The following is a 16,429-nucleotide window of genomic DNA, read 5'->3' as shown; positions in this document are numbered from 1 at the left end:
TAACAGTTCAGGTTAAAAATGGGAGTTGATTCAAGGCATCCGTCACCCCTGATACAGGCTGTTTGCAGGATTTATTAAAGCATACATAAAACAGGTCTTTCTCCGGGGGTTTATCAAGCAATAGGGGCAAATTGATCGCACCTTTTGATGCAGAAAGGACCAGGTTGGGCCGGTAAGTATTCAGAAATGTCAATGCTTTTTCCTGGGCCTCAGGACCTGTCACCGCAATTTCGGCAGTAGGAGTTGCTTTTTCCAGGTAAAAATTTGCCCAGTTGGCTAAAAATGACGGCTCCTGGTGAAGCAAATCCTGAACCATTTGTAACATTTTTTCAGCTTGGCTCAAGTAATTTTCCTTGTAAAAATACAAGCCTAACTGGTGTAAATTGCGGGCCATTACAGAATTGGATGCAGGAATGACATTGTCAAAGACCTCTTTCTTATCTGCTATCAGTTTTTCCCTGGCAGGATCATTGAAATAAAACAATCCATCTGATTTATCCAGAAACCTATCCAATACCCTTTCCGCCAATTGATCTGCCCTGTATAGCCATTTGGAATCAAAAGAAATGGTATACAATGAAATATAGGCCTTAATGACCGCAGCATAATCTTCCAGGAATGCCGATGTATAGGCTTCCCCGTTTTTAAAATTCCTGAACAATTCTCCCTCCTGTACCATTTGCTGCCAAATAAATTCTCCTGCCTTGATTGCCCGATCCTTAATGGCAGTATTTCCAAACGCATGAAAAGCCTGACTTAACCCGTCTATGACCCATCCATTCCATCCGCTGATGATTTTATCATCCAGTCCAGGCCTTTCCCTGCGATTCCGGAATTCAAGTAATTTTCGTTTGACTTCCTTTAGCTTAAGTATAAAATCTGCTTCCGATAATCCCAGAGATTGAGCCAGTTCACCATATTCCGGTTTTTGAAAAAGTATATTTTCACCGGATTCCCAGTTTCCACCTGCTTTGACCCCATATAGTCTGGCAAACCAATCAAAATCATCGGCCAGCAAAGATTGAAGTTCATTAAAGGTCCAGGTATAATATTTTCCTTCCCTGCCTTCGCTGTCAGCATCCAGGGCAGCATAAAAAGCTCCTTCCTTATCCAACATTTCATTCTCAAGCCATGCGATCGTTTCTTCACCCTTTTCTTTGAAAAATGGGTCCTGGCTGTATTGAAAGGCTTTGGCATATAAGCTTAATAACTGACCATTATCATAAAGCATTTTTTCAAAGTGAGGCGCAAACCATTCTCCATCCACACTGTACCTGCAAAAACCACCTCCCAGCTGGTCATAAATTCCTCCCATACCAATCTTTCTCAAAGTAAAGCAAACATCTTCTCCCAGATCTTTCTGCTGGCTTAATATGGCCATGTCCAGTAAAAAATCCCAAATAGCCGGCATGGGAAATTTGGGCACCCGGTTCATCCCACCCCACTGCCGGTCAAATCCTTCCATTAACTTCCGGGATATTTGAATCACTTCTTTAGCCTCAAATGGGGACTTATTGGCCTTTAGCCCATACTTTTCTACCAAAGTCCTGTTAAGGCTATCACCAAAACCCAGGGCACTTTGTTGCAGCTCTTCATATTGATTTGTAAAAGCCGTGGAAATACCGGATAAAACTTTCATCCATTGTTCTCTTGGAAAGTAGGTACCACCATAAAAGGGCTTTTGATCAGGCATTAAAAATACGTTCAATGGCCAACCACCCTGTAATCCCATTACCTGAATGGCCTCCATGTAGATATTATCCAGATCGGGACGTTCCTCCCTGTCAATTTTAATGCAGACAAAATTTGCATTCATCAAATCAGCTACCTCCTGATTCTCAAAAGATTCTTTTTCCATAACATGGCACCAATGACATGCCGAGTACCCTATGCTTACCAGCAAAGGTTTGTGCTCCAGTTTGGCTTTTTGCAAGGCCTCTTCTCCCCAGGGATACCAATCAACCGGGTTATGGGCATGTTGTAGTAAATAAAGGCTTTTGCTATCGATTAATTTATTTGCTTTCATCTCCTGGTTTCGGTTTTTCATTTTGTTGGTAAGCTTCAATTTGTTTTAATTGCTCCACAATACGTTTTTTCTCCTCTGTGAAATCAAGATTGGACGGCATACGTGATATCTTCTGAAGCAATTGATTTAAAAAATCAAAATGGCCTCCGGAAAAGGGTTCAAAGGGCCTGTGATTTAAGTTTTTTTGAACCTGATCTACAGCGTTCAATATGTCTAAAGTATCGGGTTGAAAAAATGACTTTTTAAATTTTTCCCAAATATAATTTTCAGCTGTAGCATTGGGATGGATCAGGTCATCTTTGTAAAACCTATAATCCCTGAGGTCATCCATCTGAAGCTCATAGGCGGGGAAGTAATAAATGTCCTGGTATTGCTTTTCCAACTGATCACAAAACACCCTGAGTAAACCCTTGCTTACCTGGTTTTCCGGTATTCCATCTTTAACATGCCGCACCGGGCTGACTGTGAGTACCATTTGAACCTTGGGATTGTGATCTTTCAGCCGTTCATAAAACCCTTCAAATGCCCGCTTCATATCGTCTAAGCCTAGAAGTTCCTTCTTAAATTCCTTTTCCGGTTGTTTGTGGCAGTTGGCCACAATTTTACCGGTTGCTAAATGCCTGAAAACAAATGCCGTTCCCAGCGTGATCAGAATATGACTGCTGTTTCCGATACCATCATTTACCTGTTGAAGCTTTTCATGCAATAGCGCTTCCAGTTCCTTTTTAGAACCTGCATTGACCCTGGAATGAAATTGAAAATGATAATACTTATGGTGCCGGTTCAGGTATAAATCGTCCTGGGGTTTTTGTTGTTGTAGGCAAAGGGACAGCAATTCAAAAATTGAAACGGGGTTAAAGATTATCCCGAAAGGATTGACCAGAACATTGAATTTATTGTGGGTTAACTTTTCGCCCATCACCTCAGAAAAGCAGGACCCTATGGTAAGCAGCTTCCGCGAATGATCAATACTTTTCGGACTGGGATGAATTTTAAACTCAGTTCTGAAACTTTTCATTGTTGCTTTAATTAATAGCAAATTAATCAATGACGGGGAGGAAGAAAAGCGGCTGATAAAGAAAAGAATTCCAATCGCCGTCTGAACAGGAAATAAAAAGCCAACTACTTATTAAATTAGCTAAACCCAGGCTTTTGAATCATCATATCCATAAAATATCCCAACATGTATAATCTCCTGAAGGTTTTACCCTTCAGGAGCAAAATTTTTTCAGTTGGAGTGCTTGATCCATTGAATGAGGATTGATTTGAAAAAATTGTTATACAAAAAAAGCCAGGTAGAACCCGGCTTTTTTTTATTATTTTGTGGCTGTCTGATGTTATTCAGCAACTACTTCAAATTTAACATTGGTTTTAACCTCTCTGTGAAGGTCAACTTCCGCTTCATATTCACCTGCAGTTGAAACCGGCTGATTGATAGATATTTTTTTCCTATCAATGTCAATACCTTTTTCTGCCAGTGCATCAGAAAGCTGCAAAGTGGTTACTTTTCCGAAAATCTTACCTGAATCGCCGATTTTAGCTTTGATTTCCAGGGTAAGGCTTTCTAATTTTGCAGCGATTGCCTCAGCTTCTGTTTTTATTTTCTCAGCTTTATGGGCTGCCTGCTTGATATTTTCTTCCAGAATCTTCCTATTGGAAGAAGTAGCTAAAACCGCAAATCCTTGTGGTATCAGATAATTACGTCCATATCCGGGCTTTACAGCCACCAGGTCATTTTTATACCCAAGTCCTTTTATATCTGTTTTTAAGATAACTTCCATTATTGTAATAATTTAATTAGGTGAAGGATACATCAGGCTTTATTTCAAGCCATCTGCTACGTAAGGCAATAAGGCCAAATGACGGGCTTTTTTAATTGCCTGTGCGACCTTCCTCTGGAATTTTGCGGAATTGCCTGTGAGTCTTCTGGGAAGGATCTTACCTTGTTCGTTTACAAATTTCAACAAAAAATTAGGGTCTTTGTAATCAATGTATTTGATACCTAATTTCTTAAATCTACAGTATTTTTTCCTGTTTTGTTCCCTGTTGATTGGTTCGTTTTTTAATGTCATTTCGCTGGCTCCTCCTTAGCTTCAGATTTTTTATTGAATTCACCTTTTCTTCTTCTTTCTGCGTAAACAATGCCATGTTTATCCATGACCGTTGTTAGAAAGCGTAAAACGGTTTCGTCTCTTCTGAAACCAAGCTCAAATTTCTTGATGGCAGTAGGATCAGCCTTGTATTCAACCAATACATAAAAACCAGTGGTTTTCTTCTGAATAGGGTATGCCAATTTTTTCAGGCCCCAATTCTCCACATTGATAATTTCTGCTCCCAATTCTTTTAACAAGCCTACATACTTGTCAACGGTATCCTTCATCTGAACTTCAGACAAAACGGGAGTAAGGATGAATACCGTTTCATAATTTTTTTGGAACATTCTTTTAAATTTTTGTTTATTATTTTAAAACAGTTTGCAAAATTAAAGCATATAGGCTAATAAACAAAAATTAAAGGGTTTATTTTATCTCAAAAGTCCCCTGCCCTATCTCTGAACCTTCAGAAAATACCTTTACAGCATAGGTCCCTTTCGCATAATCGGAACCTTTCTCATAATAATAAGTCAATTGCTGCCGGGTATTATTAAATAAAAAATCCTGCTTGGACGTGTAGAACTCTTCTTTTCCATACAATTGAAAGGTCCCGGATCCCTTGGCTATATCAAAAATTACCTGGCCATTTGGGGCGAGAACCTGAACATAAACATCCCGGATACCTTCCGGTGCCACGGAATTTTCAGCGATATTAAAGGAAATTTTTAGTTTGGTCAACTGCCGGTTACGGAATTCATCTTCCCGCTCCCTACCTCTGGAATTAACCGCTGAAACGATGATATTTTCAGCCTTTAATTTTGAAGCAATCGTAACTTTTTCCTCTAGTTCTTCCTTTTTAATATTAAGCTTGGCCACTTCTTCCGCTATCTCTGCTTTGTCGGTCTTCAACTCTTCATTCTCTGAAAACAATTGTACGTTTTGTTCTCTCAACCTGACGATATCTGCATCTTTTTCACTCAATATTTTGCCATAGGAGTCTATCCTGGAATTTAGCTGTTCGATTTCAGCTGCTGATCTGCTTCGCTCCAATTGCCTTTCCCTTACCAATTGATCTTTGATCTTCAACAAGGAATCAACATCCCCACCCAGATTTTCAATCTCCTGGATTCTCAAATCCAACTGAAAAGTCATGGAATCCAGCCGCATGTTCAAATCGCTGTTTTCTTCCGTTAAAATTAATATTTCTTCATTCTTTTGCGATTTTTCTCGGTGGTCATTCCAAAGCCTCCAGCCACTAAGCACCACCAAAATGACCAGCACAATGATCAGAATATTTTTTCCTTTTTCCGTACCGTTTTGATTATTTTCAGGCTGCTCCTCCTTTGTCATAGCTATTGGAAATCAAACATGTAAAATTCTACCTGTATCTTTTGGGGTTTTGATCTGCCAAACAGAAGATGCATCAATTATCAGACCAATTCATTGAATAGGTTTAATATATATCTTTTGGCAAATTTATGAATTGTAGCAAGTAGTCAAAATGCCAGATCATAAAATATTTATATTTCCAATACAAAATGGTTTTTGAATGCTGAAGGATGGAAAAATAGCACACCGAAGTCAAAAAAATCGATACTAGAACCAACATCTGACCGTATTTTTATTTCTTCCCATGCCGATTTCATCTCTCCTGACCAATGTATATCAGCAATTACTACGATGCTTTTTTTATGCAATTTGGGTGAAATAGCATTGAAATAAGCAAGGGTAGGCGCATATCTATGGTTGGCATCTATCAAAACAAAATCTATGGTAGACAAGCTTTCCAATACCTTTGGTAAGGAAAGTTTCAAGTCTCCTTCAATTAGGTAAAGCTCTGGGTTTGGTCTGAGATGCTTTTCAGCCAAGGCTAATAATTCAGGATCACCCTCAAAGGAGTACAGCGTCCCCTTTACTTCCCGCATCAGGTAGGCCGTATTTACCCCCAGAGAAGTACCCAGGTCCAATACCGTTTCTGCGGGGGTTTGTTTACAAAGAAAGCTATAAATCAAAGAGCATTTAACCGGAGAACCCGCCCTTTTCATGATGGCAGAAATGGACCTTTTACCTTTTCCAAACCACCTGGATCCGGCTCCAAAATCGGTACTGCTTATTTTATAATTTGAACCAAGAAAATCTTTTCTGATGGCTTCAATCTGATCATTTCCACCCTTTTTGAGGTAGATTTTCAAATTCCGGTACAAACTAAAATAGAAAGGGGAATGTAGACTGTGGCTGTTTTCCTTCCTTAAAAAATAAAGTAGATATTCCCAGAAATGGAACAGCATGGTTGATGTTTCAATTATCAAAAATATTGGCAATAAGTTGAAATTCGGGAATAGCCACCATCAAAAGCTTGCCATCTACCTGCTTTTCCATGGTATATTGCCCCGTCATTTTACCCATTCCTGACCTGAGATTACATCCTGAAATATAGGCATGGGTTGCCCCAGGCTCCAGTACAGGTTGCTGCCCTACCACACCCTCTCCTTCTATTATTTTTAAATCGGAGGCTGCATCATAAACTTCCCATCTTCTTTTCAGTAATTGCAAGGTAAAGTTGCTGTGATTTTCAATGGTGACTTTATAGGTGAAAACATAATGGTGTTGTCCGGGATTGGAAAAACCATTTTGGTAATTTGCTTCAACGCTTACTTTGACACCCTCTGTAATTGCAGTTACCATGCTGTTTTATTATACCAAAACTTATTCGAAATTTGAGCTATCAAACAAATATACCAAGAGAAAACATATAAATGAACGTCAAAATTGAAAATAGTTGGAAACAACTGCTGGAGGATGAATTTTCAAATCCCTATTTTAAGGAGCTGGTCCAATTCGTCAAAAACGCCTACCAAACCAAAACCATTTATCCCAAAGGGGAAAATATTTTCAAGGCCTTTGACTTGTGCCCTGTAGATCAGGTCAAGGTCGTCATACTTGGTCAGGATCCTTACCACGGACCGGGACAAGCTCATGGATTGTCATTTTCGGTTCAAGAGGGACTGCCCTTCCCTCCTTCTTTGCTGAATATTTTCAAAGAGCTCAAAAGCGACCTGGATGTACCTGTACCTTCCCATGGTAACCTTGAGAAATGGGCCCGCCAGGGCGTATTATTGCTCAACGCTACCCTAACAGTAGAAGCCTATAATGCAGGAAGCCATCAAAAAAAAGGTTGGGAAGAGTTTACAGATGCAGTGGTAAAAAAACTGGCCGATCAAAAAGAGCATTTGGTATTTATGCTATGGGGAGCCTATGCCCGGAAAAAGGCCGGAATTATCTCCGATAGCAAACACCTTAAACTCTACGCCCCCCACCCCAGTCCTTTATCTGCTCACAGGGGTTTTTTGGGTTGCAAGCATTTCAGTAAAACCAACGATTACCTGCTTAAAAATGGCCTATCGCCTATTGTTTGGTAAAATAAAACCTTTGGCTCCAAGCCAAAGGTTTTATTCAACACCCTCTTATTTCAATGAATGGATTTGAAGAAACGGCTCCACCTGATTTTATTAAACATGGATTTGTGTTTTTCCAGAGAAAGCCATAGAAACCAGGCCTTTCCTACCACATGATCTTCCGGAACAAATCCCCAAAAACGAGAGTCCAGTGAATCGTGCCGGTTATCTCCCATCATGAAATAATAGTTTTGTTTAAAAGTATAACTTTCCTGCTTTTCCCCATTGATAAAGAGTTCATTGCCGTCAATATTGATATCTTCGTGCCCTTCAAACATCTCTATGGTATACCCATATCGCCTCACATTGTCCTCATTCAGCGCAATGGTCTGACCTTCGGCAGGAATTTCCAGGGGACCAAAATTATCTTTGTTCCAATTATAGTAAGCTCCATCCGGAAATATATTCGGGTCTCCCTGCCCGGGTTTGTTTAATCTTTTCTTTACAGAAGCGATTGCCGGAGATTTCTCCAGTTCTGCAATCATTTCGTCCGTAGCAAATATAAAATAGCCTGAATTGTCCGAAAATGGATAATAGCTGTCTGGATTAATGCCATAACGATCAAAGAATTCTGCATTCAACGGCCTGTTGGTCATGACATCATAGGAGAATTGCATTTCTTCAGGTGTTTCTGCTGCTTCTCCATTGACGAAAATTGCGGCTTCCCTGATTTCAATAACATCTCCTGGCACCGCCACGGCCCTTTTGATATAATTGGTTTTCAAATCTACCGGGTATTGAAATTCCTCCGGATAGTTGAATACCACGACATCATTTCTTTTGATCGAAGTAAAACCTGGCAACCTGTAATATGGAAGCTGCACTGCCTCGGAGTAAGATGGGATATTTGTCCCCCATACTTTCTGATGTGTAAGAGGAACCTGAAGGATCGTTTTGGGAATCCTGGTTCCGTAGTGCATTTTGCTAACGAATAAAAAATCCCCAACCAGCAAGGATTTCTCCATGGATGCTGTTGGAATGGTAAATGGTTCTAAAAGTAACCAACGAATAAGACTTGCTGCAATAACAGCAAATAGCAAGGCATCTGCCCATTCTCTGGCAGCTGATTTTTTCTTTTTTTCCTGACTCATTTTTTATTTGGTTAAAAGTCCAAAAAATCCTTCATTGTTAAAATACCCTTTTTATCGGGCAACCATTCAGCTACCAAAACCGCTCCCAGGGCAAAGCCTTCTCTGCTATGGGCCGTATGCTGAATGGTGATATCATCTATTGCTGATGCATAGTGTACAGTATGGGTACCCGGTGCAGGATCGATACGTTTCGAGGTAATGGGTAAAATTCCCGCTTCAATCGCTTCTGCATCCTGCAATTTCCAATCCTTGTATTTGTTGTTATTTTGGATTAAACCTTCCGCCAGAGAAATCGCTGTCCCGCTGGGAGCGTCCCTTTTTTCTGTATGATGTATTTCTTCTACCGAGGCCTGGTATCCATTCTGATCCTGCATCAGTCTGGCCAAAAACTCATTGACTTTAAAAAATATATTTACACCTATACTAAAATTGGAAGCATAAAATAGTGATCCGTTTTTTTCCTGACACCATTCAGCAACCTTTTCTTTTTGCTCCTGCCAGCCAGTAGTGCCTACCACTACAGGCACCCCATTTTCCATACACCATTTGATATTTGGTACGGCAGCATCTGGCTGACTAAATTCAATGGCTACATCTATTTGGCTTGTATCCAAAGTTTCCAGGTCAGACACATTATCTATGTTTATCCTGGCCGCAATCTGATGACCCCTATCCCCTGCAATACGGGAAATTATTTTACCCATTTTGCCATAACCTAAAATCAATATATTCATTTAAAATCTTAATTTTATAGAAACCCCTATGCTACTGTTATTCGCCAGCAGCGGTTCTATTGAGGGTTCAAACTTTAAACTTAAATCTTCACTGATATCAAAACTTGAAAGGTGTGCATCCACAAATGCATCTACTGCTCCCAAAGCATAAATGGCACCAAACACCATGTACATGGCATCCCTGTTTCTGCGCCAATAATTTACATTCCTAATGATCCCATCTTCGTTCAGGTTGGGAAAAGGACTGGGTTCTGTTCCTTCCCGAACGATCTCCAAAGCAACCAAAAACTCCTGGTACCTCCGGTTATTGAATCCCAAAAAATACACAGCTGTAGTTACTCCACCGTAAAGTAAAGGCAATTTCCAGACTTTTTCATTATAAACCTGCCCTGCTCCAGGCAAAATCAAGGACAATATCAGGGCTTTTTTAGGATCTTTAACATTTTGTGGGGCACCTTCTATCTGAATTGTATCCTGATCCAACCGCAGGGTATCCATTTCCTGAGCATTCACATTTTGTGTCTGAAAAGACCAAAAAGGAATGAATAAACAACAGGCAAGGAGAATTTTACCCCATGATTTAGGCTGGATTTCAGGAATCAGACAATTCACTTAGATCAAATCTAGAATTTCCAAAATCCTGTTTAGATCGCTGGTGGAGTGAAATGGAATTTTGATTTCCCCTTTATCCTTCTGATCTGCCTTTAATGAGACCTTGGTACCAAAATGAGAGGCTAGTTTTTGTTGTAATTTATTGATCTCATATTTTTTTACCGGATCAGTTTTGGATTGGGATGATGCTTCTTTCTTTTCTTTTCCTTCACTCAAATCTTTAACCAGGGCCTCTACTTTCCGGACGCTCAATTCCTCCGTAATCATCCTATTGAAAATAGCGAGTTGCTTGTCCACATCTTCGATGTTGATCAACGCCCTGGCATGCCCCATGCTAATCTTCTGATCCCGTATTCCCGCCTGGATATCTGGCGGCAATTTTAGCAACCTGAGGTAATTGTTTACAGTGGTCCGGTTTTTACCCACCCTGTCTCCAAGCTGCTCTTGCTTAAGATCACATTCTGATAAAAGTCTCTGATAGGAATGGGCTATTTCCAGCGCATTAAGGTTTTCTCTCTGAATGTTTTCAATCAGGGCCATTTCCAGCATTTGCTGGTCATTGGCCAGCCGCACATAAGCCGGAATTTTATCCAGCCCCGCCATTTTTGAGGCCTGGTACCGCCTTTCCCCAGATATGAGCTGGTACTCCTTGTCTGCTAGTTTTCTAACCGTAATCGGCTGTATAATGCCCTGAACGGTAATGGACTCCGCCAGCTCCTCAAGTGCTGTTTTATCAAAATGGGTCCTGGGCTGAAAAGGGTTAACCTGTATCTGCTCCAGGGGAATCTCGAAAATACCCGCTATGGGATGGTTTTCGCCTCCTTCACTATTCTTTTGGGGAGAATCTTGCAATAAGGCACCCAATCCCTTTCCCAATGCCCCTCTCTTTTTATTTGTTTTACTGACAGCCATTTTTAATGTTATATTCAATTAACCTTAGCCATTCCATTTTTTGTGGCAATTTCATTGGCCAGGTTAAGGTAAGCCACTGCACCTTTTCCAGTGGCATCGAAAGCCACAACCGGCATACCAAAACTGGGAGATTCACTTAATTTAACGTTTCTGGGTATGATGGTTTCAAAAGTCATGTTTTTAAAATGCATTTTTACTTCATCCACCACTTGATTGGAAAGCCTTAACCTGACATCATACATGGTCAGGAGAATACCTTCTATTTCCAGGTCCTGGTTAAGTCTGGTTTGAATGATCTTGATGGTATTCAGCAATTTCCCCAAACCCTCCAACGCAAAATATTCACATTGGACCGGAATAATAACCGAATTGGCAGCCGTGAGGGCATTGATCGTAATCAAGCCGAGTGAAGGAGAACAGTCGATGATGATAAAATCATACTCTTCCCTTACCTCACTGATGACAGCTCTCATTTTTTCTTCCCTGTTTTCCAGGTTAACCATTTCCACTTCTGCGCCAACCAAATCAATGTGAGAGGGTACCAAATCCAGGTTATCTATTTCGGTAGAAATGATGATCTCCCGGATATCATTTTCATTTACCATGCATTCGTAGATGCTGGTATCAATGCTTTTAGGATCATACCCTAAACCCGAAGTGGTATTGGCTTGAGGATCTGCATCGATCACCAGTGTTTTGTATTCCAAAACAGCCAAACTGGCCGCCAGATTCATGGCCGTGGTGGTTTTTCCCACCCCTCCTTTTTGATTGGCAATAGCTATTACTTTTCCCATTATTTATTATAGCGTAATACTTTCCCCTATGTCAAGCAAATACAAATCTTTACCGGCTTTTTCAGCCAAATGCTTTGCTTCTGATTTATTGATTTTGATATATGGGAAGGTGTCATAATGCATTCCTATGATTTTATCCGTTCCCACAAAATCCGCTGCCTTAATGGCATCATTTATGTCCATCGTAAAGTTATCTCCTATAGGCAATACAGCAAAATCAATGTCATAGGAATCTCCGATTAATTTCATATCGTAGGTAAGGGCCGTATCTCCGGCAAAGTAAAAATTCCCCTCTTCGGACGAAATCACAAAACCTCCGGGGTTTCCACCAGCGGACCCATCCGGTAGGGTACTGCTGTGAATGGCAGACACATATTTTACCTTTCCAAAATCAAACAGCTTGTTTCCTCCATGATTCATGGGATGTACCTTTTCGAATCCCTTTCCCTCAAACCAACTGATAATTTCAAAATTGGACACCAACATGGCCGAACTATTTTTTGCAATTCTTTCCACATCAGCTACATGGTCCTCATGTCCATGGGTGATCAAAATATAGTCCGGATTTATTTCATCGATATCAATAGCCGAAGCCAGTGTATTGGGAGAAATAAATGGATCAAACAATATTTCAATGCCTTTAATCCTGGTCAAGAAGGTCGAATGACCAAAATACCTGAGTTCAATCATATGAAGTTTGATTTCCGTTTCCTGATCGCTTCACAAATATATCATTTAAATCGGAACTATGGACAGCTACTTTTCCACATCCAACGGTGGAAAACCCTTCATTATTTATTGATAAGTCGATCAACTTGCCCCTAATGGCTCTGGCAGACCAGATTGCATCGGAACTGCGCCCCCTAAATAAAAGCATGAATCGAGTCTGACTTCCGCAGGCAGGCAAAACACACGCGCCACATAAAATAATGCTTTATTGCCCGGATAACAAACGGGGAGAAACATGCGATATTCTCCCGATTCAACATCGAAACAGACATTTGTCCGATAAAAGAAAGGTATATACCGATAAAACCAATCGCATTATTAAAAGGGAAATAAGCCTCCTATTTTTGTTTTCCTTTTCTTTTTTTCGGTTCAGCTTTTTTGCTTTCGGCCGCCTTCATGGCCTGCTCTATCCTCATCTGAAACTTGGATTTTTTCTTGTTGGCATTTTTGGCTTTGCTTTCTTCTACTTTTTGTCTGATTTTGCTGTCATCAACAAATTGCTTGATCAATGCCTGCTGACCAAAGGTCACCATATTGGATACAAAGTAGTAGAAACTCAATGCGGCAGGGAAAGAGTTTAACACAAACATGAAAACTACTGGCATGATGTAGCCAATGTTTTTCATAGGTCCCTGCGCTGTCGTCAGTTGATTGTTAAAGTGGGTATAGGCTATTTGAGAAAGTGTCATCAGCAGGGTAAACAAACTGACGTGAGATCCATAAAAAGGAATGGTGAATGGAAGGTTTAAAATTGAGTCATAGGTAGAAAGATCATGTGCCCAAAGGAAAGATTCCTGCCTCAGTTCTATGGAATTGGGAAAGAAGAAAAACATGGCCAGCAAAAACGGCATTTGCAATACCATGGGCAGGCATCCTGATATGGGACTGACCCCCAGTTGGGAGAAGAGTTTCATTTGCTCTTGCTGCATTTTGGTCTGGTCATCACCGTATTTTTCCTTCAGTTCATCAATCTCCGGTTTGATAACCCTCATCTTAGCCATCCCTATATAGGATTTGTAGGTCAATGGCAGAAGAAACAACTTGATGATAAAAACGATCAATATGATGATCACCCCATAATTATCAAAGAAGTTTTCCAGCCAATGGAAAAGGTTGACAATGATGTATTTATTTACCCAACTCACGAAAACATAACCCATGTCCACGTTTAAGTCAAAATCAGGGGCAACTTGCTTTAGGATTTTATAATTATTGGGTCCAAAATAGTAGGCTACCTCCTCATTTACAGGAATGGACAGGGTAGCGTACATGTTTTTTACAGAAGAAGCATCCAGAGGGGTTTCCTGAGCCAGGTTAGCCCCGGCAAACTGATTTTTCGCAATAATCCCTGCGGTAAAAAAGCGCTGCTTGAATGCCACCCATTTCAATGGCTCTCCCACTTGCTGTGCATCTTCTGAGTCACCGGTAGTCAAATAATCATAATCCTCCTCCAGCGTGAGAAAATTCATGTAGGTTTTCCTTCTGGACTCCTCCATGTCCTCCTCCAGCTTTTTAAGTTTACTACTCCAGTTTACTGTTAGCATGTCATCAGACACCAGCGCACCCAGTCCATCACCCTGTACCAAATGGCTTATTTCATACCCGCTTGCAGGCAAGCCATAGATACGTTTTAAACTACCAGTACCTACATTGGCAGTGAAAATCAGTTGATTGATCGCTACACCATCTACTTCTGTGGTCGCCTCACTTACCTCGAAAAAAAGCTCATTTAAGCCGATTTTTCCTTGCCTGGTATTGATTTCATATTCCAGATCACCGGAACCCTGGTCAAACAATATCAGGGGCTGCTGATCAAAAGTTTTAAATCCTTTGACTTCTACCTGCTGTATTTCTCCCCCTTTATTGGATAGGGTTACCTTGAGGTTTTCGTTTTCCAAAATGACGGGTTTCTCAACACCATCGAGCAAGCTGGAAAAATCTCCAAACCTTTGCCGGCTTTCTATATTTTTCAAACTGTCCCTCTGCTCATCCACCTCCAATTCATCCGGGTCTTCCTCATCGTTCGATTTAGACTGAACCTGTGTAGTATTGGTTGACTGTGGTTCCGTTATCTGCTCAGGCTCGCTAGCAAAAAAAAGTGAGTAAACCAGAATGACAGCTGCGAAAAGAATTAGTCCTGTCGCTTGATTTTTATCCATGATATAATCGTTTATTTAACAGGTCTCTTTACCCTGCTATACTTATTGATTTTTCTTATGACTTATTTTGTTTTTTATCGATCATCGCTTTGATGAAACGAACAAACAAGGGATGTGGATTTAATACCGTACTTTTATACTCCGGATGAAACTGAGTACCGACAAACCAGGGATGGTCTTTGATTTCTATGATCTCTACCAATCCTTTATCGGGATTCCTACCGGAGGCGATCATGCCATGCTTTTCAAAATCCTTCAGGTATTTATTATTGAACTCATACCTGTGCCTGTGGCGCTCTGTAATCTTTTGCTTTCCATAGGCTGCAAAAGCACGGGTCCCTTTGACCAATTCACAAGGATAGGATCCCAGACGCATGGTACCTCCCATTTGTGTAATATCTTTTTGCCCCTCCATTAAAAATATTACCGGATCCTTACAATCCGGATTTATTTCTGTTGAGGAGGCCTCCTTTAATCCAAGGACATTATTGGCAAATTCTATCACCGCTATTTGCATACCCAGACAAATCCCGAAATAAGGGATTTCATTTATCCTGGCAAATTTGGCAGCTTCGAGTTTTCCTTCCAGCCCCCTGATTCCAAATCCAGGAGCTACCAGCACTCCATCCATATCTTGCATTTTCTTATGCACATTGTCTTTATTCACCTCTTCCGATGAAACCAGGTGCAGGTTTACTTTACACTCCAGTGAAGTTCCTGCATGGATAAAGGATTCAATGATAGACTTATAGGCATCAGGTAGGGATACATATTTGCCTATCAGGGCTACATCTACCTCCATGGTTGGATTTTTGAGCTTTCCCAAAAACTCCTTCCATTGTTCCAATTCGGTATTGGATTTAGATGTAATTTTCAGCTTACTCATGACCCTTTCATCCAGGCGTTCCTTTTTCATCAGAAGGGGAACATCATAAATAGAGTCTGCATCCATGGCTTCAATGACACAGTTCAGCTGAACGTTACAGAAAAGGGCAATTTTCTTTTTAACGTCTGCCGGCAGGTGGTGTTCTGTCCTGCAAACCAAAATATCCGGCTGAACACCCGCTTCCAATAATTGCTTGACGGAATGTTGGGTGGGCTTGGTTTTCAGCTCCTTTGCTGCAGAAAGGTAAGGAATTAGTGTCAAATGAATTACCAGAATATTATTTGGACCCAGATCCCATCGTGCCTGTCTCACCGATTCTACAAAAGGAAGGGATTCAATATCCCCTACACAGCCACCAATTTCCGTGATAATTACATCATACTTTCCGTCATGACCCAGTTTGTAGAAATTATTCTTTATTTCATCTGTTATATGCGGGACTACCTGTACTGTTTTGCCCAGGTATTCTCCTTTTCTTTCCTTTGTGATGACATTATTATAAATCCTTCCGGTAGTTACATTATTGTCCTGAGAAGTCGTGGCATTCAAAAATCTCTCGTAATGCCCCAGGTCCAGGTCTGTTTCTGCCCCATCCTCTGTCACATAACACTCCCCGTGTTCATAAGGATTTAAAGTACCAGGATCTATATTGAGGTATGGATCAAACTTTTGAATGGTTACAGATATTCCTCTGGATTGCAAAAGTTTGGCTAGGGAGGCAGCAATTATTCCCTTGCCAAGAGAGGATGTAACTCCTCCGGTAATAAAGATGTGTTTAGTAGATAAACCCATAAGAACGCTTATATGAAATTTTGTTTATATTCTTATGGGATTCAAAATTAAGTAAAATAATTGACTTGCTTATCTCCAAACGGTTTAAAATTTTGGCCTTGAATCCCTGGTAAAGGTGCTACCTGCATCCGAAAGGATTTAACCGC

General features: G+C 40.6%; 17 protein-coding genes. 1 reads left to right on the top strand and 16 read right to left on the bottom strand.

Features of this window, described 5'->3' with window-relative positions:
* Positions 1-7: 7 nt before the first annotated feature.
* From GL182_RS09360 to apaG, 8 genes are all read right to left on the bottom strand, one after another.
* Entirely contained in the window at positions 8-2,026 is a 2,019-nt protein-coding gene (locus tag GL182_RS09360) for a thioredoxin domain-containing protein (protein ID WP_163379396.1), read from the bottom strand.
* A complete protein-coding gene (locus GL182_RS09355; RefSeq protein WP_163379395.1) occupies positions 2,013-3,044 on the bottom strand; it encodes a GSCFA domain-containing protein in 1,032 nt (343 codons plus the stop codon). The genes GL182_RS09360 and GL182_RS09355 overlap by 14 nt, the downstream gene beginning before the upstream one ends.
* 319 nt (positions 3,045-3,363) lie before the next feature.
* Positions 3,364-3,807, bottom strand: a complete 444-nt coding sequence (gene rplI, locus GL182_RS09350; protein WP_163379394.1) for a 50S ribosomal protein L9 — start codon at positions 3,805-3,807, stop codon at positions 3,364-3,366.
* A 39-nt stretch (positions 3,808-3,846) separates the two neighbouring features.
* Positions 3,847-4,098, bottom strand: a complete 252-nt coding sequence (gene rpsR, locus GL182_RS09345; RefSeq protein ID WP_048643752.1) for a 30S ribosomal protein S18 — start codon at positions 4,096-4,098, stop codon at positions 3,847-3,849.
* Positions 4,095-4,466 (bottom strand): 30S ribosomal protein S6, encoded by a 372-nt coding sequence (gene rpsF / locus GL182_RS09340; protein ID WP_163379393.1) that lies wholly within the window; start codon positions 4,464-4,466, stop codon positions 4,095-4,097. The genes rpsR and rpsF overlap by 4 nt, the downstream gene beginning before the upstream one ends.
* 79 nt (positions 4,467-4,545) lie before the next feature.
* Complete coding sequence (locus GL182_RS09335) at positions 4,546-5,469, bottom strand: hypothetical protein (protein ID WP_163379392.1); 924 nt, start codon at positions 5,467-5,469, stop codon at positions 4,546-4,548.
* Between the two features lie 170 nt (positions 5,470-5,639).
* Positions 5,640-6,311, bottom strand: coding sequence for an O-methyltransferase (locus GL182_RS09330; protein ID WP_163379391.1), 672 nt, complete (start codon positions 6,309-6,311; stop codon positions 5,640-5,642).
* Positions 6,312-6,417: 106 nt separating this feature from the next.
* A complete protein-coding gene (gene apaG / locus GL182_RS09325; protein ID WP_163379390.1) occupies positions 6,418-6,804 on the bottom strand; it encodes a Co2+/Mg2+ efflux protein ApaG in 387 nt (128 codons plus the stop codon).
* Positions 6,805-6,875: 71 nt separating this feature from the next.
* On the opposite strand from apaG, the gene ung reads away from it, so the two are divergent.
* The gene (ung, locus tag GL182_RS09320; RefSeq protein ID WP_163379389.1) at positions 6,876-7,538 is read left to right on the top strand and encodes a uracil-DNA glycosylase; all 663 of its coding nucleotides are present in this window, start codon (positions 6,876-6,878) and stop codon (positions 7,536-7,538) included.
* A gap of 50 nt (positions 7,539-7,588) precedes the next feature.
* On the opposite strand, the gene lepB is transcribed toward ung, so the two are convergent.
* The 8 genes from lepB to GL182_RS09280 form a co-directional block, all read right to left on the bottom strand.
* The gene (lepB, locus tag GL182_RS09315; protein WP_163379388.1) at positions 7,589-8,665 is read right to left on the bottom strand and encodes a signal peptidase I; all 1,077 of its coding nucleotides are present in this window, start codon (positions 8,663-8,665) and stop codon (positions 7,589-7,591) included.
* A gap of 11 nt (positions 8,666-8,676) precedes the next feature.
* Positions 8,677-9,399 (bottom strand): 4-hydroxy-tetrahydrodipicolinate reductase, encoded by a 723-nt coding sequence (dapB, locus tag GL182_RS09310; RefSeq protein WP_163379387.1) that lies wholly within the window; start codon positions 9,397-9,399, stop codon positions 8,677-8,679.
* On the bottom strand, positions 9,400-9,912 hold the full coding sequence (locus GL182_RS09305) for a DUF5683 domain-containing protein (RefSeq protein ID WP_240469752.1): 513 nt from the start codon (positions 9,910-9,912) through the stop codon (positions 9,400-9,402).
* A gap of 99 nt (positions 9,913-10,011) precedes the next feature.
* The gene (locus GL182_RS09300) at positions 10,012-10,923 is read right to left on the bottom strand and encodes a ParB/RepB/Spo0J family partition protein (RefSeq protein ID WP_163379386.1); all 912 of its coding nucleotides are present in this window, start codon (positions 10,921-10,923) and stop codon (positions 10,012-10,014) included.
* Positions 10,924-10,937: 14 nt separating this feature from the next.
* Positions 10,938-11,717 carry a ParA family protein gene (locus GL182_RS09295; RefSeq protein WP_163379385.1) on the bottom strand — a complete coding sequence of 260 codons (780 nt, stop codon included), beginning with the start codon at positions 11,715-11,717 and terminating at the stop codon, positions 10,938-10,940.
* 6 nt (positions 11,718-11,723) lie between these two features.
* Positions 11,724-12,407 (bottom strand): metal-dependent hydrolase, encoded by a 684-nt coding sequence (locus GL182_RS09290; protein WP_163379384.1) that lies wholly within the window; start codon positions 12,405-12,407, stop codon positions 11,724-11,726.
* 377 nt (positions 12,408-12,784) lie between these two features.
* Positions 12,785-14,605, bottom strand: coding sequence for a membrane protein insertase YidC (gene yidC, locus GL182_RS09285; RefSeq protein ID WP_163379383.1), 1,821 nt, complete (start codon positions 14,603-14,605; stop codon positions 12,785-12,787).
* A 55-nt stretch (positions 14,606-14,660) separates the two neighbouring features.
* A complete protein-coding gene (locus tag GL182_RS09280; protein ID WP_163379382.1) occupies positions 14,661-16,283 on the bottom strand; it encodes a CTP synthase in 1,623 nt (540 codons plus the stop codon).
* Between the last annotated feature and the right edge of the window lie 146 nt (positions 16,284-16,429).

This window comes from Cyclobacterium sp. SYSU L10401, from assembly GCF_010993705.1.
Lineage (GTDB): Bacteria > Bacteroidota > Bacteroidia > Cytophagales > Cyclobacteriaceae > Cyclobacterium.
This window is presented reverse-complemented; position numbering and strand designations above follow the sequence as displayed.